Here is an 18,554-nt window from a genome sequence, read left to right as displayed (position 1 = left end):
AGTCAGGCAGCCCTTTTCGAAAGCAGCAAGCGATAGAGTTCGACATATCTTTCGGCGCTTTTGTCCCACGAAACGTCGGCCTTCATGCCTTGCCGCTGCATCGACGTCCACACCGCGAGGTTGGCATGCGCCTCGACAAGGCGGCGGACGGCGTACAGCAGGGCGCCGGCATTAGCGGGGGCAAACTGGAAACCGGTCGCAACGCCGGCTGAGATGGCGGCTTCGTTGGCATCGATGATCGTGTCGGCAAGGCCGCCGGTGCGCGCGACGACCGGCACGCAGCCATAGCGCAGGCCGTAAAGCTGCGTCAGCCCGCATGGTTCGAAGCGCGATGGGATAATGATTGCGTCGCAGCCGCCCTGCATGGTGTGGGAGAGTCCCTCGTCATAGCCGACGACGACGCCGATGCGACCGCGATGGCGGGCTGCGGCGGCAAGCAACGCGCCTTCCAGCCCAGCGTCGCCAGACCCAAGGACTGCCAGCCGTGCACCCGCCGCGACGATGCCGTCGACGGCCGCAGCCAGTATGTCCATGCCCTTTTGCCAGGTCAGCCGGCTGACGACGCAGACAATCGGGCTGTCATCGCGATCGAGGCTGAAACGGTCCTCGACCGCGGCCTTGTTGGGCATCCGCGCCTTGAGCGTCTTTGCCGTGTAGTTGGAGGCCAGATGCTTGTCGGTTTCCGGGTTCCAGATCTCGGTATCGATGCCGTTGACGATGCCATGGAGATCGACGGATCGCATATTGATCAGGCCGTCGAGGCCCATGCCGAATTCGGGCAAGCGGATTTCCTGCGCATAGGTCGGGCTAACCGTGGTGATCGCCCACGCCGCCTGCAGGCCGGCCTTAAGGAAGCCGACGCCGCCATAATATTCGACGCCGTCGAGCGCCATGGCCGCTGCCGGCAGGCCAAGCTCGCCAAAGATGCCGGCGCCGAACTGGCCCTGGAAGGCGAGGTTGTGCACGGTGATCATCGACGGCGTGCCGACCGCCTTGCCGTAGCGCATGTAGGCAAGCGTCATTGCCGACTGCCAGTCATGGGCATGGACGATATCGGGCAGGTAGCCCGAGATTGCGCCGCCGGCAATATCACCGCCTACCTGGCTCAAGGCCGCGAACCGGCGCCAATTGTCCGGCCAGTCGCCGCCGGTCGCGTTGCCGTATGGGCCGCCGGGACGGTCGAAAAGATGTGGCGCATCAAGCACGAACAGGTCGAGCCCGGCGATCTGGACGGCATGCACCGAAGCCTTGCCGCCCTGCAGCAATGGATATTGCTGAACCGCCTTCTTTTTCCTGAAGGCGCCCATCACCTGCGGATAGCCGGGGACGAGGGTGCGCATGGTGACGCCCTTGCCGGCCAATGCCACGGGTAAGGCGCCGGTTACGTCGGCGAGCCCGCCGGTCTTGACCAGCGGAAAGATCTCGGGCGCCACCGACAGAACCTGCATGCACTACGATCCCAACCTGTTGATCATGTCCTGCGTGACGAGGCAGATGCCTTTTTCCGAAACGCGGAAACGCTTGGCGTCGAGGACGGGATCCTCGCCGACCACCAGACCCTCCGGGATCCTGACGCCGTGATCGATGACCACACGCTTCAGCCTGGCGTTGCGGCCGACATGGACGTCGGGCAGCATGACGACCTCCTCCAGCGTCGAATAGGAATTGATTCGCGCGCCGGTGAAGATCAGGCTTCGCTTCAGCGAAGCGCCCGAAACGATGCAATCGCCCGACACGAGAGACGACACGGCCGACCCGCGGCGGCCATCCTCGTCATGCACGAACTTTGCCGGCGGCTTCAACTCGGCATAAGTCCAGATCGGCCAGTCGCGGTCGTAGAGGTCGAGTTCCGGCGTGATGTCGGTCAGGTCGATATTGGCTTCCCAATAAGCATCGACCGTGCCGACGTCGCGCCAATAGGCCTCGTTCTCGGCGGTCGAGCGCACGCAGGATTTGGCGAAGCGATGGGCGATCGCCTTTCCGTGCTCGACGATGTAGGGGATGATGTCCTTGCCGAAGTCGCGGCTCGAGCCGGGCTCTGCCGCATCGCGACGCAATTGCTCCATCAGGAACTTGGTCTTGAACACATAGATGCCCATCGAGGCCAGCGCAAAATCCGGTTTGTCGGGAATGCCCGGCGGATCGGCCGGCTTTTCGATGAAAGAGATGATGGTGTCCTTGTTGTCGACATGCATGACGCCGAAGCCGGTGGCTTCCAAGCGCGGCACTTCGAGGCAGCCGACGGTGACATCGGCGCCGGCCTCGACATGCTGGCGCAGCATCATTTCGTAGTCCATCTTGTAGATGTGGTCACCGGCCAGGATGACCATGTATTCCGGCCCATAGGCCTCGATGATGTCGATGTTCTGGTAAACGGCGTCGGCGGTGCCCTCATACCATTGTGTTTCCGACACACGCTGGCTGGCCGGCAGGATGTCGAAACTCTCGTTGCGCTCGGGCCGCAGGAAGTTCCAACCGCGCTGCAAGTGGCGGATCAGCGAATGCGCCTTGTACTGGGTAGCGACGCCCAAGCGCCGGATACCGGAATTGAGCGCATTGGACAGCGCGAAGTCGATGATGCGGGTCTTGCCGCCGAAATAGACCGCCGGCTTGGCGCGGCGGTCGGTCAATTCCTTGAGCCGGCTGCCACGGCCGCCGGCCAGCACATAAGCCATGGCCTCGCGTGCCAGCGGCTGTGTTCGTTTTATTTCAGCCATTCTTATCCTCCCAGGTTAGATGCTCCAGACATAGCTCCGTCCGGGACGAATTCGAGCATGATCGTCGACAGCGGCGGCAAAAGCATCGTCGCCGAAATGCCTCCTCCTTCCGCCTGAGCCTCGACGCCGCCGCTATTGCCCTTGCCGGAACCGCCATAATCCGTGGCATCGGTGTTGATGATCTCGCGCCATTTTCCGGCCTGCGGCAACGGCACGCGGTAATTGTCGCGCGGCACCGGCGTGAAGTTGGAAATGACGGCGACCGGGTTGCCGCCCGGCGCGCTGCGCAGCCAGGCAAATACCGAGTTCGCGCTGTCGTCGACGATCAGCCAGGAAAAGCCCTCCGGCTCGCAGTCGCGGGCATGCAGCGCCGGGCGCGAGCGGTAGAGATAGTTGAGATCGCGCACCGTCTGCCAGACGCCGCGGTGGAGCCGGAAATCGAGCAGGTTCCAGTCGAGCGCGCGCGCCTCGCTCCACTCGCGGCGCTGCGCGAACTCCTGGCCCATGAATAACAGCTTCTTGCCGGGATAACCCCACATGAAGGCGTAATAGGCGCGCAGCGTCGCGAATTTCTGCCAGTCGTCGCCGGCCATTTTGTTGAGGAGCGTGCCCTTGCCGTGCACCACCTCGTCATGGGACAGCGGCAGCACGAAATTCTCGCTGAAGGCGTAGACCAGGCCGAAGGTGATGTCGTTGTGGTGATGCTTGCGGAAGATCGGCTCCTTGGAGAAATACTCCAAAGTGTCATGCATGAAACCCATGTTCCACTTGAAACCGAAGCCCAGTCCGCCTTCATGCACCGGCTGCGAGACTTTCGGCCACGAGGTCGATTCCTCGGCGATGGTCATCACACCCGGATGATGGCCGTAGACCTCCTTGTTCATACGCTGCAGGAAGCTGACCGCTTCGAGGTTCTCGCGCCCACCCTTCTCGTTGGGAATCCATTCACCGGCCTTGCGCGAATAATCGAGATAAAGCATCGAGGCGACCGCATCGACGCGCAGTCCGTCGACGTGATATTTCTCTGCCCAGAACAGCGCATTATTGACCAGGAACGAAATCACTTCGCGGCGCCCGAAATTATAGATCGCGGTGTTCCAGTCGGGATGGAAGCCCTTGCGCGGATCGGCGTGTTCGTAGAGTGCGGTACCGTCGAACTTTGCCAGACCGTGTTCGTCAACCGGGAAATGCGCCGGCACCCAGTCGAGGATGACGCCGACGCCTGCACGATGGGCGCCGTCGACGAAGCGGGCAAAACCGTCCGGATCGCCAAAGCGGGCAGTCGGCGCATAGAGGCCGGTCGTCTGGTAGCCCCAGGAAGGGTCATAAGGGTGTTCGGAGATCGGCATGAATTCGATGTGGGTAAAACCGATCTCGACCACGTAAGGGATCAGCCTGTCGGCGAGCTCATCCCAAGACAGGAAGCTGCCGTCGTCGTGAAGCCGCCATGACCCGGCATGGACCTCGTAGATCGATACGGCTTCGCGCCTGTGGTCGGCATTGCGCCAGTAGTTCCGGTGCGCCTCGTCACCCCATTCATGCGCCGGCGGCAGCGCCGTCACCGAGGCGGTGGCCGGGCGCAGCTCGGATTTGAAGGCGAACGGATCCGCCTTGAGTGGCAATCTGACGCCATCCGGCCCGATGATCTCGTATTTATAAGGGCGGCCGGCGCCGATGTCGGGAATGAACAGCTCCCAGATGCCGGTATCGCGGCGGTCGCGCATGGTATGCCTGCGGCCGTCCCACTCGTTGAAGTCGCCGACCACCGAGACGCGCCTTGCATTGGGCGCCCACACCGCAAAATGCATGCCCGATGCACCTTCATGGTCGATGAGATGGGCGCCGAGCTTGTCGAACAGCCTGAGATGCGACCCTTCGGCGATGTAATAGTCGTCCAGCGGACCGAGCACGGGGCCGAAGGAATATGGATCGGTCAGCCACCAGTCGCCGCCAGAATTCCTGGCATGATAGCGCAACGGCTGGCGTTTGCGCAGCGACAGTTTGCCCTCGAAGAAGCCGCGGTCGTCGCGTCTCGACAGCTCGCCGGCCTTCTTGCCGGTCAGCGTATAGGCGGTGACGGACTCGGCATGGGGGACGAAGCAGCGGGCGACAAAGCCCTTCCCCGCCTCATGTACGCCAAGCACGGCAAAGGGGTCGCCATGCGTGCCGGCGACAATCGCCGCGACATCGCCGGCTGGCGTCAGTCCGTCCGGCCCGCTTGTCGCAACGGTCGCGCGCGGCTTGCTCATCAGGCAGTGTCCCTCCTCGGGCACCAAGTGTGTGTTTCTAGTGAAGTTTTGAATTCGATAGTCGCAGGCCGCCTGACCTTCCAAGGGATGCGAAGGTCAAATCACTCCACTAGGGCCACATTGTTCCTGGTCTCATGCAATCACATCAGGCGGGCACGTGCCAGATGTCTTTCGCATATTGGCGGATCGTGCGGTCGGACGAGAACCAGCCGACGCGGGCGACATTGCGGATCGCTCTGGCGTACCAGTCCGGGCTGTTGCGCCAGACGGCATCGACGTCGCGCTGGGTGGCGGCGTAGGCATCGAAATCCGCGGCGACCATGAACCAGTCGCTCTGGTAAAGACCGTTGATCAGGTCGCGATAACGGTCCGGATCGTCAGGCGAAAAGACCCCGCACGAAACCGCGGCAAGCGCCTGCGCCAATTCGGGCGATCCCTCGATTACGACGCGTGGATCGTAACCATTGTTGCGCCGCTCGGCGACTTCCTCTGTGGTCAGGCCGAAGATGAAGATGTTGTCGTCGCCGACGCATTCCTTGATCTCGACATTGGCGCCGTCGAGCGTGCCGATGGTCAGCGCGCCGTTCAGCGCGAACTTCATGTTGCCGGTGCCGGACGCTTCCATGCCGGCGGTCGATATCTGCTCCGAAAGATCGGCGGCCGGCATCATGATCTCGGCAAGGCTGACATTGTAGTTCGGCACGAACACCACTTTCAGCAAACCGCGCACCGCCGGGTCGCGGTTGATGACCCGGGCGACGTCGTTGGCAAGTTTGATGATCAGCTTGGCGTTGTGATAGCTGGGCGCCGCCTTGCCGCCGAAGAATTTGACGCGGGGCATCCAGTCGCGCTCCGGATGCGAGCGGATCTGGTCGTAAAGTGCGACCGCTTCGAGAATGTTCAAGAGCTGGCGCTTGTATTCGTGGATGCGCTTGACCTGGATGTCGAACAGCGCCGAGGGGTCGACCTTGATACCGAGCCGGTCGGCAACGAGATTGGCAAGCCTCGTCTTGTTCGCCCGTTTGACAGCGGCGAACTTGTCGCGAAAGGCGGCGTCCTCGGCGAAAGTATCAAGCCGCTTTATCTCGTCGATGTCGTCGAGGAAGCCGTCGCCGATCGCCTCTCGGGTGAGTGCAGTGAGGCCGGGATTGCACTGTATCAGCCAGCGCCGCGGTGTGATCCCGTTGGTCTTGTTGTTGATGCGATCCGGGTAGAGCCGGTGGAGGTCGGCAAACACCGTCTCCTTCATCAATTCCGTATGCAGTGCCGACACGCCGTTGATCGAGTGCGAGCCGACAAAGGCCAGATTGCCCATACGCACGCGGCGATCGCCATTTTCCTGGATCAGCGAGATGCGACTGATCTGCTCGTCCGAGAACTGGTCGGAGGCGCGCGCCTCGAGCAGCACCTCGGCGTTGATGGCGTAGACGATCTGCATGTGGCGCGGCAACAGCCGCTCGAACAGCGGCACGGGCCAGCTTTCCAGCGCTTCGGGAAGCAGCGTGTGGTTGGTGTAGCCGAAAGTCCGCTTGGTGATGCTCCAGGCCTGGTCGAAATCCATGCCGTGGACATCCATCAACAGGCGCATCAACTCGGGGACGGCGATGGCCGGATGGGTGTCGTTGAGATGGATCGCCGCCTTGTCGGGCAGCGATTGCAAGTCGCCATACTGACTGAGATGACGCTGGACGATGTCCTGCAGCGAGGCGGTGGAGAAGAAATACTCCTGCCTGAGCCGCAGCTCCTGGCCGGCCTTGTGGGAATCGGCCGGGTAAAGGACACGCGACAACGCATCGGCCTTGTTGCTTTCGGCGAGCGCGCCGATGTGATCGCCGGCGTTGAACTTGTCGAGCAAGATCGGGTCGATCGGCATGCCGGACCATAGACGCAGCGTGTTGACGCGGTTGGCCCGCCAGCCAACCACTGGCGTATCGTAGGCAACGGCCAGAACATGTTCGGTCGGCTTCCAGACATGGCGCTCGAGCCTGCCGTCCTTCGAGGTGATCGATTCCACCGAGCCGCCGAAGCCGACCTCGAAGGAGCGTTCGCGGCGCTCGAACTCCCAGGGATTGCCGTGATCGAGCCACGTCTCGGGCAGCTCCACCTGCCAGCCGTCATGGATCTCCTGCCGGAACATGCCGTTGGCGTAGCGAATGCCGTAGCCATGCGCGGGGATGTTGACGGTCGCCATGCTTTCCATGAAGCAGGCGGCGAGCCGGCCAAGCCCGCCATTGCCAAGGGCAGCGTCAGGTTCGAGCGCTGCAATGATGTCGAGGTCGACGCCAAGCGACGAAAGCGCCTCGCGCATGTTGTCCATCAGGCCGAGATTGGAGAAGGCATCGCGCATCAGGCGGCCGATGAGGAATTCCAGTGACAGGTAATAGACGCGCTTTTCCTGCTGGGCGTAGGCCTCTTGGGTCGCCTGCATCCAGTGATCGACGATGCGGTCGCGCACAACCTTGATCGAGGCGGTGAGCCAGTCGTACTGGGTTGCAACGTTGGTGCCCTTGCCAACCCTGTATTTGAGGGCCTGCAAGACTTCCTCGGCGAGCGTCTTTGGATCCGGGTTTTCGAGCGTGGGCAGAGGAGCTTCGGTTGTCATCGCGCGCGTCATGCTGCCTCTCGTGACGTTGCCAGGATCATACGGCTTTCACCATCTCTGCCAATGCTAATGCATCCCGCCGAATGTTCAATCGATTCAGGCGACCGCAAGCCGAGTTGCCCTGCGGCAATTTGGTATCTTGAAACAGCGCGTTTGGGCTCCTCGGCGATGGGCCTCAAGTTCTTGCTCAAGCCGCCAGCGCCGCTTCCGGCGGCACCTTGGCGCCGGTCATGAAGGCGACCGCGTCGGACATCGTATACTGCTTCGGATCGATGACGCACAGGCGACGGCCGAGCCGGTGAATGTGGATGCGGTCCGCCACCTCGAAGACATGCGGCATGTTGTGCGAAATCAGCACGATCGGCAGGCCTCGCTTCTTCACGTCGAGGATCAATTCGAGCACACGGCGGCTCTCCTTCACACCAAGTGCCGCCGTCGGCTCATCCATGATCACCACCCGGCTGCCGAAGGCGGCGGCGCGCGCCACCGCCACACCCTGACGCTGGCCGCCGGAAAGCGTTTCCACGGCCTGGCTGATGTTCTGGATGGTCATCAGGCCAAGCTCCGTGAGCTTGTCGCGGGCGCGCTTTTCCATGGCCGGACGGTCGAGCATGCGCAGCCAGCTGCCAAGAAAGCCCGGCTTGCGGATCTCGCGGCCGAGGAACATGTTGTCGGCGATAGACAGCGCCGGCGACAGCGCCAGATTCTGGTAGACGGTCTCGATGCCGGCTTCGCGGGCCTCCATCGGCGACTTGAATGCAATAGGCTTGCCTTCAAGCCGGATCTCGCCTTCGTCGGGGGTGACGGCTCCGGAAATCGCCTTGATAAGCGACGACTTGCCGGCGCCGTTGTCGCCGATGACAGCAAGGATTTCGCCCGGATAGAGGTCGAAGTCGGCGCTGTCGAGAGCGGTGACGCGGCCATAGCGCTTGACCAGGCTGCGGGCGGTAAGGATCGGTTCCTGAGTCTGGTTCATGCCGAGATCTTCCTGATCCACTGGTCGATTCCAACAGCGATGATGATAAGGGCGCCGACGGACAATTGCGTCCATTGGGGATCTGTCCCCCAAAGCCTGAGGCCGAGCGCGAACACCCCGACGATCAGCGCACCGAAGATGGTCCCGAGGATGGAACCGCGGCCGCCGAACAGCGATGTGCCGCCAATCACCACGGCGGTAATCGAATTGATGTTCTCGAACTGCCCGGCCTGCGGCGAGACCGATCCGATGCGTCCGATCAAGGCCCAGCCGGCGATGGCACAAATGATGCCAGTCAGCGTATAGACCGTGACCAGCATCCGGCTGACGCGCACCCCCGACAGTTCCGCGGCTTCCGGGTCGTCGCCGACTGCATAGACATGCCGGCCCCATGCCGTGTGATTGAGCACGTACCAGGCAATTGCCCCCATGATCAGCACCAACAGCACGCCGTAGGTGAAGACGGCGCCGCCGATCCTGAACGAGCCGCCGAAAAACTGCAGCAGCGGTGCCGTTGCCTCGAGATCCTGACTGCGGATGGTCTCGTTGCCGGAATAGATGAAGTTGATGGCAGCGTAGATCGACCAGGTGCCGAGCGTCACGATGAAGGGCGGCAGTTTCACCCAGGCGATGAGAATGCCGTTGATCAAGCCGCAAATCGCGCCGACAAGCAGCCCGACGGCAACGGCGACCGGCGCTGGAACACCGTAATGCATGGCAAACTGGCCCATAACAACCGAGCTCAGCACCATGATGGCGCCGACTGACAGGTCGATGCCAGCGGTGAGCACCACCAGTGTCTGCGCGATGCCGACCATGCCTGTTATCGCCACCTGCTGGAGGATCAGGGTGAGGGTGAACGGAGAAAAGAAGCGGCCACCGACGACGACTGCGAACAGAACCACCGAGATGAGTAGGATGATCAGCGGCACCATGGCGGGGCTTTTGTGCAAGCGGTGCTGGATGCTCTCCAATGTCGAGCGGGAATGCGTCTCGAATGAAGCGACGCTGGCGTCGCTGGCGGCCAGGACCGTCTCGAATTCCTGCGGTCCCTTGCTCCTGGTTGTTTCGACGCTCAAGTCGGCCTCCCCGCCTGTGATGTGGAGCGGCCGAAACCGCTCCACATTCTCGATTGTTGTTTTGAAGTTGAGCCGATCAGGGGATCAAATCAACCCCAGCACTTGCTGAGGCCTTGCTTCGTGTCGATGGATTCAATGCCGGCGGCAGGCTTATCGGTGATCAGCGTGACGCCGGTGTTGTAGAAATCCAGACCGGGCGACGGCTCCGGCTTCTTGCCGGTGTCGGCAAAGGTCTTGATCGCTTCGATGCCGAGCGAGGCCATGAGCAGTGGATATTGTTGTGAAGTGGCGCCGATCACGCCCTCGGCAACGTTCTTGACACCAGGGCAGCCGCCATCGACCGAGACAATCAGCACGTCCTTCTCCTTGCCGACCGCCTTCAGCGCCTGGTAGGCGCCCGCGGCCGCAGGTTCGTTGATGGTGTAAACGACGTTGATATCCGGATCCTTCTGGAGGCAATTCTCCATGGCAGTATGCCCGCCATCCTCATTGCCGCTCGACAGATCATGACACACGTTGCGTGCGTCGGTTTCGTCGCCGATCTTCTTGGGATCGCCGAGGTCGATGCCGAAGCCCTTCATGAAGCCTTGATCACGCTGAACGTCGACGGAGGGCTGGCTGGCGATCAGATCCATGTAGGCGATGTGCGCATCCTTGGCCTTGTCGCCCAAGGTAGCCTTTGCCCAGGAGCCGATAAGCTCGCCGGCCTTGAAATTGTCGGTCGCAAACGTCGCATCCGCGGCATCGGCAGGCTCGAGCTGCGTGTCGAGAGCGATCACCAGCACCCCTGCATCGCGCGCCTTCTTCACCGCCGGCACGATGGCCGCAGTGTCGGTGGCGGTGATCAAAATGCCCTTGGCGCCGTCGGCGATGCAGGATTCGATCGCCGCAACCTGGCCCTCATTGTCACCTTCCGCCTTGCCGGCATAGGCTTTCAAATCGACACCGATTTCCTTGGCTTTCGCGGCGGCACCTTCCTTCATCTTGACGAAGAAGGGGTTGGTGTCGGTCTTGGTGATCAGGCAAGCACTGACATTGGCCGCGGACGCGGTCGAAGCAAAGGCCATCAGGCTCAGTCCGGCCGCGGCAAACACGGTGGATTTCAACAGTTTTGACGTGGTCACGATTTTCCTCCCATGGAACCATTTAGGATGCCGGCCAACCGGCATCTGCAGCGCGTCCGACGAAATCTCCCAGTGTCGGCGCCGACCTCAAAAGACACCAGTCAGCCAGCACTGTCAATAATTAAATCACTCTTATTTATTATTGACAACGCAGGATTGTTCACTCACTCTAGACCAAAAGCATTGAGGGGAACGACGGGAGGAACAGGGTGGAGACCGGCATTACGAGGCACGGCTCGCCCGATGCGGCCGAAAGCCGCCTGCACCGCGGCACCAATCAAAGCGGCATGCGGGACCACAACGAGCGGCTGGTGCTGTCGCTGGTGCGCCAGCACGGCAGCCTGGCCAAATCCGACATTGCACGCATGACTGGCCTTTCGGCGCAGACAGTGTCAGTCATCATGCGCGAGCTGGAGGAGGACGACCTGCTCGTCCGGCAGGCGCCGTTGCGCGGCAAGATTGGCCAGCCCTCGATCCCCATGGCGCTCAATCCGGACGGCGCCTATTTCATCGGCCTGAAGATCGGCCGGCGCAGTGCCGAGCTGGTGCTGATCGATTTCCTCGGCAATGTGCGCTCGATGCTACAGCATTCGTACCGCTATCCGGCGCCACGCGAGACGGTGGAATTCGTCACAAGCGGCATGAAGAAGATGCGCGGCCAACTCACCCCTGCGCAGGACAAACGCATTGCCGGGCTTGGCATCGCCATGCCGTTCGAATTGTGGAACTGGGCCGACACCGCCGGCGCACCGCGCGAAATCATGGACGAATGGCGTCATCGCGACATCCGCTCCGACATCCAGGCGCAATGCGAATTTCCGGTCTATCTGCAGAACGACGCCACCTCGGCCTGCGGCGCCGAGCTCGTGTTCGGCCAGGCGGCGGGCGCGGCGCGCGATTTCGTCTATTTCTATATCGGCGCCTTTGCCGGCGGCGGCATCGTGCTCAATGGCCGGCTTTTTGGCGGCCCAACCGGCAATGCCGGCGCGCTGGGCTCGATGCCGGTGCCCGGGCCGGACGGCAAGCCGACCCAGCTGATCGACGTGGCGTCGATCGCCATGCTGGAAAAGGCGCTCAACGCGCGCGGCGTCGAGGCCTCGCATCTGTGGACCTCACCGGAGGACTGGGGCGAGATCGGCGCCGATCTCGACGACTGGATCGCCAGCGCCTCGCAGGCACTCGCCTATGCCATCGTTGCGGCGTCCTCCGTCATCGATTTCGAAGCCGCGGTGATCGACGGATGGATGCCGCTCGCCGTGCGCCGCCGGCTCGTCGATGCCGTCATCCAGGCCATCGGCCGGATCGACGGCGAAGGCCTGAGGCTGCCGGGCGTTCGCGAGGGAACGGTCGGCATCCATGCGCGAGCGCTGGGTGGCGCCAGCCTGCCGCTATCGGAGCGCTTTCTCATCGGCTCGACCACGATTTCCCGGAGCTTCTGAGCATGCTGATCGGCATCCCGGCGCTGCTCGGCCCGGAGCTTCTGGCGATATTGCGCGCCATGGGCCATGGCGATGAGATCGCCCTGGTCGACGGCAACTACCCGGCCGAGCAGCAGGCACGGCGGCTGATCCGCGCCGACGGCCATCATCTCGTCCCGGTGCTCGATGCCATATTGAGCGTGTTGCCTGTCGACGACGCCGTGCCGCAGGCGCTGTTTCGCGCCTCGGCCAAAGGCGATCCCCTGCTCGCCGATCCGGTTCATCATGAGATCGAAGCGATCTGCGCCAGGCGTGTGCCGGGCCGCAAGGTGGTTGCGCTTGCCGGCGCCGACTTCTATGCACGGGTCAAGGCCGCGCACGCAATCGTCGCGACGAGCGAGCCGCGGCTTTACGCCAACATCATCATCCGCAAGGGCGTGATCTATCCGCCGGAAAGCAAGACTTCATGATCCTCTGCTGCGGCGAAGCCCTGATCGATATGCTGCCGCGGACCACGACGGAGGGCGAGCCGGCCTTTGCGCCCTATGTCGGCGGTGCCGTCTTCAACTCGGCAATTGCGCTTGGCCGGCTCGGCGCGCCTGCTGCCTTCTTCTCCGGCCTGTCGTCGGATCTGTTCGGGGGCCAACTCAGGGAGGCCCTGGGAGCCAGCAAGGTCAGTTCCACCTATGCACACACCTCGCCGCGGCCGACCACGCTCGCCTTCGTGCGCCTCAACAACGGCCAGGCGACCTACACATTCTATGACGAGAACACCGCCGGGCGCATGCTGACCATCGAGGACCTGCCGGAACTCGGCAGCGAGATCGAGGCCATGCTGTTCGGCGCCATCAGCCTGATCTCGGAACCGGCCGGGTCGGCCTATGAGGAGTTCATGCGACGCGAGCATGAGCGCCGTGTGATGATGCTCGACCCCAACATCCGGCCAAACTTCATTGCGGACAAGGCCAAGCACCTCAGGCGCATCCGCAACATGATGGCGATGGCCGACATCGTGAAACTGTCGGACGAGGATCTGAACTGGTTCGGCGAAGCCGGCTCGCATGAGGACGTCGTCCGCAACTGGCTGGACCGCGGTCCGAAGCTGATCGTCGTCACCCATGGCAGCGAGGGCGCGGTCGGTTATAGCAGCCAGCACCGGGTCACGGTCGTCCCGGACAAGGTCGAGGTGGTCGATACGGTCGGCGCCGGCGACACATTCAATGCCGGCATTCTTGCCTCCTTGCACGAACAGGGTCTGCTCTCCAAGACGGCAATCGCCAGTTTGCCCGAAGACGCCATCCAAAAGGCGCTGACGCTCGGCGCCAAGGCCGCGGCCGTGACGGTATCGCGGGCCGGCGCCAATCCGCCATGGCGGCATGAACTCGCCTGACCGGCCGGTGCGCAGCCCATGGACTGCTCACCGGCGATCACTTTATGTTTCGCCCAGCCTGGCGGGCGGGATGCGAAGCCTGTATCAGGCCGGCCGAAGCCCGGATTTCCCCGCGTTTAAGAGGGCAGATCGGAAATCAGAGGTAACAGGCTGCGACACTTGAGCAATTCAGGGTTTTGCCCTGCGGCTTTCTCGGCCGTGCCAAGTCTGCTACCAGCGGCCGGTTATCTGACTAAAACGGTTTGAGGCCGACATGCAGTTCATCGATCTTGGCGCGCAGCGCGAACGCATCCGCGACAGGCTAAAAGCGGCAATCGACCGGGTTGTCGACGAGGGCCGCTATATTCTCGGACCTCAGGTCACCGAATTCGAAAACAAGCTCGCCGCCTATATCGGCACCAAGCATGTCGTCGCTTGCGCCAACGGCACCGATGCGCTGCTGCTGCCGCTGTTTGCCGCCGGCATCGGCCCGGGCGACGCGGTGTTCGTGCCGAGCTTCACCTTCGCCGCCACGGCCGAAGTGGTGGCGCTGACCAAGGCCGAACCGGTCTTCGTCGATGTCGATGCCGACAGCTACAATATCGACATCGCCAGCCTCGAGGCGGCAATCGCCATGATCAAGGCGGAGGGCCGGCTGAGGCCGAAGGCAATCATTCCCGTCGACCTGTTCGGCCTCGCCGCCGATTACGAGGCGATCATGGCCATCGCCAATCGCGAAGGCCTGACGGTCATCGAGGATGCCGCGCAGGCGACCGGCGGCTCGGCTGACGGCAAGATGTGCGGCTCGTTCGGCACCGTCGGCTCGACCAGCTTCTATCCGGCAAAGCCGCTCGGCTGCTATGGCGATGGCGGTGCGATGTTCACCAATGACGATGCGCTGGCCGAACAGCTGCGCTCGTTTGCTTTTCACGGCAAGGGCGAAACGCAGTACGACAATGTCCGCGTCGGCATCAACTCGCGGCTCGACACGCTTCAGGCGGCGATCCTGATAGAGAAGCTGGCCATTCTCGAGGACGAGATGGTGGCGCGGCAAGCGGTCGCCAATCGCTATGCCGAAGGTCTCGGCGATATCGTCAAGGCGGCGCGCAATCTGGGCGGCGGCCGCTCGGCCTGGGCGCAATACGCCATCGAAACGCCGAAACGCGACGGGCTCAAGGCACATCTTGGTGAAAAGGGCATTCCGTCAGTCATCTATTATGTGAAACCGCTGCACAGCCAGATTGCCTATCGCGACTATCCGCGCACGCCGACCGGCCTTGCCGTTTCGGAAGAGCTGCCGAATCGCATCCTGTGCCTGCCGATGCATCCCTATCTGAGCGAGGCCGACCAGGACCGGATCATCGAAACTATCCGTAACTATATCGGCTCGAATTCGGCGCATGTAGCGGCGGCATAAATTCGAAAGCTTCGAAGCGTGGTCGCGGATTACATCGACGAGTTCATCATGTTCTGCGCCGGGTTGTGGATGGCTGGCGTCGGCTTCGGATTTTTCTCGGACCCCTCTCAAGCTCGCCCCGGCCAACAGCAGGCATGGTGGACCAACTTTGGAACCCATTTTAAATGGATGGGGCCGCTGTTGATCCTCATCGCGATAGTGCTCGCGATCGCGGCACCTTCCTAGCTGACCCTATTCGGCGGGCTATTCACGAAGTTCGGTGCGATCAGCTTGAGTGATGGAAAATAGGTACGATAGCGACCAACATCGCGAGTGAGCAGCGGCAACCCGTTGACGGCGGCATGGGCGCCGATGAAAAAGTCGGGCAGCACGCCGGAGCGCAATCCGCCCGATCTCCTGTATTGGGTAAAGACCTTTCCTGCCAGGAACAGTGCTGCCCGTGGCATCGAAGCGATTTCGAGACCAGCTTTGTCAAGAAACGCGTCGAGATCCTCGATGCGCCCGTATCGGACGGCCAACTCCGCATAGACAGCATCGTTGATCAACAGCGGTCCATTCAGGCTTTGGGCCTCAAGCTGCGCGATCGACCAATCCGCCCAGTTCGGATCATTGGTGACAAGATCGAGCAGAACGTTGGTGTCGACCAGCGTCACACGTCGCCACGCGTCAGTGCCATGATCGCGTCGGTATCGAGACCCGTGCCGGCATGGCCGCGCAATTTCGCGAAGCGGCTCGCGGGCTGCTTCTTGTCACTGCGCGTAATCACGACGTTGCCGTCATCGGCGCGGCGGAAGTCGACTCGGCTGCCCGGGACGATCCCAAGCAGTTCGCGGACCGGCTTTGGAATGGTCACCTGTCCCTTGGCTGTGACTTTGGTGGTCATGTTCGAACCTCGGTAATACCAATAATCAACAAGGTATTACCCGTCGTGTTGGATTTCAACCGCTAGATCCATATCCATCCGTCATTTTTGCGATCGCACATTGGCCTTCTGCCACTGCCAAAAACTCCTCCCCTGCCCTCTCTCCAAAATCGGCCGGAGCGGCTTTGAAGATTGCCGTCAGGGCAAATTTTTGGAGTGCTTTGCTCTGCGCCGAAGCATAATCTGCACCTGTCTTCCCTCTAGGCTGGCTATCTCATGAAGAAGATTGGTTTCCTCTCGTTCGGGCACTGGACGCCCTCGCCGCAATCGCAGACGCAGACGGCATCCGACGCGCTTTTGCAGTCCGTCGAGCTGGCCGTCGCGGCCGAGGAGCTGGGTGCGGACGGCGCGTATTTCCGCGTGCATCACTTCGCGCGCCAGCTCGCCTCGCCCTTCCCGCTGCTGGCAGCGGTTGGGGCGAAGACCAGCCGAATCGAGATCGGCACGGCGGTGATCGACATGCGCTATGAGAACCCGCTCTACATGGCCGAGGACGCCGGCGCCGCCGATCTAATCGCCGGAGGGCGTCTGCAGCTGGGCATCAGCCGCGGCTCGCCGGAGCAGGTAATCGAGGGATGGCGCTACTTCGGCTACGCCCCGCAAGAGGGGGAGAGCGATGCCGACATGGCCCGCAGACACACCGGAGTGCTGCTCGAAGTGTTGCTGGGCAAAGGCTTTGCGCAGCCCAACCCGCGGCCGATGTTTCCCAACCCGCATGGCCTGCTTCGCGTCGAGCCGCACTCGGAGGGCCTGCGCGAGCGCATCTGGTGGGGCGCCGCCACAAACACCACCGCAGAATGGGCTGCGAAACTGCGGATGAACCTGCAGAGCTCCACGCTCAAATTCGACGAAGGCGGAAAGCCGTTTCACATTCAGCAGGCCGAACAGATCCGGGCATTTCGCGAGGCCTGGAAGGCGGCCGGACACACGCGCGAGCCGCGGGTGTCGGTCAGCCGGAGCATTTTTGCGCTGGTCGACGATCGTGACAGGGGCTATTTCGGCGGCAACCAGAGCGGAGATCATTTCGGTTACATCGAGGCAGATAGACGCGCCGTGTTCGGCCGCTCCTATGCCGCCGAACCGGACGTCCTGATCGAGCAGCTAAAGGGCGACGAAGCCATCGCCGAGGCCGATACGCTGCTGCTTACCGTCCCCAACCAGCTCGGCGTCGACTACAATGCCCATGTCATCGAGGCGATCCTGACCCATGTCGCCCCTGGCTTGGGCTGGCGCTGACGCGCGACTTTGTTGGAAAAGCCCACGGCGGTCGATACGATGCTCGCGTTCTAGCGATCTCGCGGCTGCTTCCCGTCGGCTCGTTTCAGCATCGCAAATGCGCGACTGATCCGTTGCAGCGCCGTCGCGTTGGCCAGCACTGCGTACAACGCGAACCCGCCTGCCAGAATCCAGGGCGAAGCCGCGCCGGTGGCAGTCGCGACTCCGTCGGCGGCGAGCAGCACGCAAATGAATACCAGACGTTCCATCCGCTCGAAGAAATCCGGCCAACCGTGGTTTTCCACAGGGATTTCCAGCGCCGTCCGCGCCTTGGCGTAACTTGTGAGTATCCCGCCGGCGAACGCGAACATTGCGATCGCCCACAGATCGGCGACCCAGCCGATTGCCGCAAAGACGGCCAATTCCTGATAGCGGTCGACGACGGCATCGAAATAGCCGCCGGCCTTGGTGCTCATGTTTGTCCGGCGGGCGACCGCACCGTCCAGCGCGTCGAAGGTGAAGGCAAACGCCAGGCAAAGGCCAAAGGCGAGACTTGAATGGTGGTAGACGTAGGCGGCCGAGGACAAAACGACGAGCACGAGTCCGCTAGCCGTAACCTGGTTCGGCGTCATGCCGATCCCGATCAGCGGAGAGGCGGCCTGCTCCCATAGCGGGTCGATGCGACTTTTCATGAGACCGGCGATCATGGCGGTTCCTCTGATGATGTCGTTTCACCGAGCTTTACCAGCAATTTGCGGGTTTGTTCCACCGTCGCTACCGTTCCAATTAGTCAAAGCGGGCCCAGCAACATTCTCAACTCGCCGCAACAGCGATTTCTTTCGGCGAATGCGGCCGGCGGATTAAGGCGCTCGCCGAGCTGACGGAGCAAATCGGCCGGCGGTCTGGCGGTCGCACCCGAACGATGTGACTATGATTGCTTGCCATCCTCGGGAAGCCGGCGAAACTCGATGCATAAATTTCCACCCACGTTCGCCTACCTGCTCGCGACCTCTCTTGGCGCGGGATTATCTCCACTATGGCCGGGCACGGTCGGCGCAATAGTTGGAGTGGCTGTTGCCGCAGCTCTGATACCTGCATCGCCTTGGCTGACCGTGCTTGCCTATGCAGCCCTGTTCGCCGTCGGCGTATGGGCGTCATCGCATGTCATCTCCCGTACCGGGAAGGAGGACCCGCAGATCGTTGTCATCGATGAGACCTTCGGCGCCGCCGTGACACTTTCCATGCTTCCGATCGACCCACTCTGGTGGGCAGCAGGCTTCCTTGCTTTCCGGTTTTTCGACGTCGTCAAGCCTTGGCCTATCCGTATCATGCATGACCAGCTAAGGGGTGGGGCCGGCATCATGCTGGACGATGCTGCCGCGGCTGTCGTCGCTGGGGCGTTGCTGCTCCTGCTGAACGGTTTGATTGACCATTTGCGGTAACGGCGACATTTCGGCCTCCGCTGC

Annotated in this window: 17 protein-coding genes; 7 read left to right on the top strand and 10 right to left on the bottom strand. The window is 62.2% G+C overall.

Features of this window, described 5'->3' with window-relative positions; all coding sequences use genetic code 11:
* Positions 1-2 precede the first annotated feature (2 nt).
* From glgA to NKJ46_RS15465, 7 genes are all read right to left on the bottom strand, one after another.
* Positions 3-1,448: a glycogen synthase GlgA gene (glgA, locus tag NKJ46_RS15495; RefSeq protein ID WP_352665850.1), complete on the bottom strand. Its 1,446-nt coding sequence runs from the start codon at positions 1,446-1,448 to the stop codon at positions 3-5.
* A 3-nt stretch (positions 1,449-1,451) separates the two neighbouring features.
* On the bottom strand, positions 1,452-2,717 hold the full coding sequence (gene glgC / locus NKJ46_RS15490) for a glucose-1-phosphate adenylyltransferase (RefSeq protein ID WP_352665849.1): 1,266 nt from the start codon (positions 2,715-2,717) through the stop codon (positions 1,452-1,454).
* A gap of 2 nt (positions 2,718-2,719) precedes the next feature.
* Positions 2,720-4,966, bottom strand: a complete 2,247-nt coding sequence (gene glgB / locus NKJ46_RS15485) for a 1,4-alpha-glucan branching protein GlgB (RefSeq protein WP_352665848.1) — start codon at positions 4,964-4,966, stop codon at positions 2,720-2,722.
* Between the two features lie 145 nt (positions 4,967-5,111).
* Positions 5,112-7,580 (bottom strand): glycogen/starch/alpha-glucan phosphorylase, encoded by a 2,469-nt coding sequence (locus NKJ46_RS15480; RefSeq protein ID WP_352665847.1) that lies wholly within the window; start codon positions 7,578-7,580, stop codon positions 5,112-5,114.
* A gap of 175 nt (positions 7,581-7,755) precedes the next feature.
* Positions 7,756-8,544 carry an ATP-binding cassette domain-containing protein gene (locus tag NKJ46_RS15475; RefSeq protein ID WP_352665846.1) on the bottom strand — a complete coding sequence of 263 codons (789 nt, stop codon included), beginning with the start codon at positions 8,542-8,544 and terminating at the stop codon, positions 7,756-7,758.
* Positions 8,541-9,623: an ABC transporter permease gene (locus NKJ46_RS15470; protein WP_352566490.1), complete on the bottom strand. Its 1,083-nt coding sequence runs from the start codon at positions 9,621-9,623 to the stop codon at positions 8,541-8,543. The genes NKJ46_RS15475 and NKJ46_RS15470 overlap by 4 nt, the downstream gene beginning before the upstream one ends.
* An 89-nt stretch (positions 9,624-9,712) precedes the next feature.
* Complete coding sequence (locus NKJ46_RS15465) at positions 9,713-10,729, bottom strand: sugar ABC transporter substrate-binding protein (protein WP_352665933.1); 1,017 nt, start codon at positions 10,727-10,729, stop codon at positions 9,713-9,715.
* A gap of 227 nt (positions 10,730-10,956) precedes the next feature.
* Between NKJ46_RS15465 and NKJ46_RS15460 the strand changes: the two genes are divergently transcribed.
* From NKJ46_RS15460 to NKJ46_RS15440, 5 genes are all read left to right on the top strand, one after another.
* On the top strand, positions 10,957-12,186 hold the full coding sequence (locus NKJ46_RS15460) for an ROK family transcriptional regulator (RefSeq protein ID WP_352665845.1): 1,230 nt from the start codon (positions 10,957-10,959) through the stop codon (positions 12,184-12,186).
* 2 nt (positions 12,187-12,188) lie between these two features.
* On the top strand, positions 12,189-12,635 hold the full coding sequence (locus NKJ46_RS15455; RefSeq protein WP_352665844.1) for an RbsD/FucU family protein: 447 nt from the start codon (positions 12,189-12,191) through the stop codon (positions 12,633-12,635).
* Complete coding sequence (locus NKJ46_RS15450; RefSeq protein ID WP_352665843.1) at positions 12,632-13,555, top strand: carbohydrate kinase family protein; 924 nt, start codon at positions 12,632-12,634, stop codon at positions 13,553-13,555. The genes NKJ46_RS15455 and NKJ46_RS15450 overlap by 4 nt, the downstream gene beginning before the upstream one ends.
* Before the next feature lie 253 nt (positions 13,556-13,808).
* Positions 13,809-14,951 carry a DegT/DnrJ/EryC1/StrS family aminotransferase gene (locus NKJ46_RS15445; protein ID WP_352665842.1) on the top strand — a complete coding sequence of 381 codons (1,143 nt, stop codon included), beginning with the start codon at positions 13,809-13,811 and terminating at the stop codon, positions 14,949-14,951.
* Positions 14,952-14,969: 18 nt separating this feature from the next.
* On the top strand, positions 14,970-15,176 hold the full coding sequence (locus tag NKJ46_RS15440; RefSeq protein WP_352665841.1) for a hypothetical protein: 207 nt from the start codon (positions 14,970-14,972) through the stop codon (positions 15,174-15,176).
* Here the strand turns inward: NKJ46_RS15440 and NKJ46_RS15435 are convergent.
* Positions 15,173-15,604, bottom strand: coding sequence for a type II toxin-antitoxin system VapC family toxin (locus NKJ46_RS15435; RefSeq protein WP_352665840.1), 432 nt, complete (start codon positions 15,602-15,604; stop codon positions 15,173-15,175). The two genes, NKJ46_RS15440 and NKJ46_RS15435, sit on opposite strands and share 4 nt — an antisense overlap.
* Positions 15,601-15,834: an AbrB/MazE/SpoVT family DNA-binding domain-containing protein gene (locus tag NKJ46_RS15430; protein WP_352665839.1), complete on the bottom strand. Its 234-nt coding sequence runs from the start codon at positions 15,832-15,834 to the stop codon at positions 15,601-15,603. The genes NKJ46_RS15435 and NKJ46_RS15430 overlap by 4 nt, the downstream gene beginning before the upstream one ends.
* A 255-nt stretch (positions 15,835-16,089) precedes the next feature.
* On the opposite strand from NKJ46_RS15430, the gene NKJ46_RS15425 reads away from it, so the two are divergent.
* Positions 16,090-17,109: an LLM class flavin-dependent oxidoreductase gene (locus NKJ46_RS15425; RefSeq protein ID WP_352665838.1), complete on the top strand. Its 1,020-nt coding sequence runs from the start codon at positions 16,090-16,092 to the stop codon at positions 17,107-17,109.
* Between the two features lie 50 nt (positions 17,110-17,159).
* On the opposite strand, the gene NKJ46_RS15420 is transcribed toward NKJ46_RS15425, so the two are convergent.
* Positions 17,160-17,795, bottom strand: a complete 636-nt coding sequence (locus NKJ46_RS15420) for a CDP-alcohol phosphatidyltransferase family protein (protein ID WP_352665837.1) — start codon at positions 17,793-17,795, stop codon at positions 17,160-17,162.
* A 261-nt stretch (positions 17,796-18,056) separates the two neighbouring features.
* Here NKJ46_RS15420 and NKJ46_RS15415 point away from each other — a divergent pair, with 261 nt between their 5' ends.
* Positions 18,057-18,530 carry a phosphatidylglycerophosphatase A family protein gene (locus NKJ46_RS15415; RefSeq protein ID WP_352665836.1) on the top strand — a complete coding sequence of 158 codons (474 nt, stop codon included), beginning with the start codon at positions 18,057-18,059 and terminating at the stop codon, positions 18,528-18,530.
* Positions 18,531-18,554: the final 24 nt, after the last annotated feature.

Origin of the sequence: Mesorhizobium sp. M0166 (assembly GCF_040322255.1) — a bacterium.
Taxonomy (GTDB): Bacteria; Pseudomonadota; Alphaproteobacteria; order Rhizobiales; family Rhizobiaceae; genus Mesorhizobium.
This window is presented reverse-complemented; position numbering and strand designations above follow the sequence as displayed.

Bases quoted from the DNA above. Each gene is read 5' to 3' on its own strand.
- glgA (WP_352665850.1), bottom strand. From the start codon at position 1,448: ATGCAGGTTCTGTCGGTGGCGCCCGAGATCTTTCCGCTGGTCAAGACC.
- glgC (WP_352665849.1), bottom strand. From the start codon at position 2,717: ATGGCTGAAATAAAACGAACACAGCCGCTGGCACGCGAGGCCATGGCT.
- glgB (WP_352665848.1), bottom strand. From the start codon at position 4,966: ATGAGCAAGCCGCGCGCGACCGTTGCGACAAGCGGGCCGGACGGACTG.
- NKJ46_RS15480 (WP_352665847.1), bottom strand. From the start codon at position 7,580: ATGACGCGCGCGATGACAACCGAAGCTCCTCTGCCCACGCTCGAAAAC.
- NKJ46_RS15475 (WP_352665846.1), bottom strand. From the start codon at position 8,544: ATGAACCAGACTCAGGAACCGATCCTTACCGCCCGCAGCCTGGTCAAG.
- NKJ46_RS15455 (WP_352665844.1), top strand. From the start codon at position 12,189: ATGCTGATCGGCATCCCGGCGCTGCTCGGCCCGGAGCTTCTGGCGATA.
- NKJ46_RS15450 (WP_352665843.1), top strand. From the start codon at position 12,632: ATGATCCTCTGCTGCGGCGAAGCCCTGATCGATATGCTGCCGCGGACC.
- NKJ46_RS15445 (WP_352665842.1), top strand. From the start codon at position 13,809: ATGCAGTTCATCGATCTTGGCGCGCAGCGCGAACGCATCCGCGACAGG.
- NKJ46_RS15430 (WP_352665839.1), bottom strand. From the start codon at position 15,834: ATGACCACCAAAGTCACAGCCAAGGGACAGGTGACCATTCCAAAGCCG.
- NKJ46_RS15425 (WP_352665838.1), top strand. From the start codon at position 16,090: ATGAAGAAGATTGGTTTCCTCTCGTTCGGGCACTGGACGCCCTCGCCG.
- NKJ46_RS15420 (WP_352665837.1), bottom strand. From the start codon at position 17,795: ATGATCGCCGGTCTCATGAAAAGTCGCATCGACCCGCTATGGGAGCAG.
- NKJ46_RS15415 (WP_352665836.1), top strand. From the start codon at position 18,057: ATGCATAAATTTCCACCCACGTTCGCCTACCTGCTCGCGACCTCTCTT.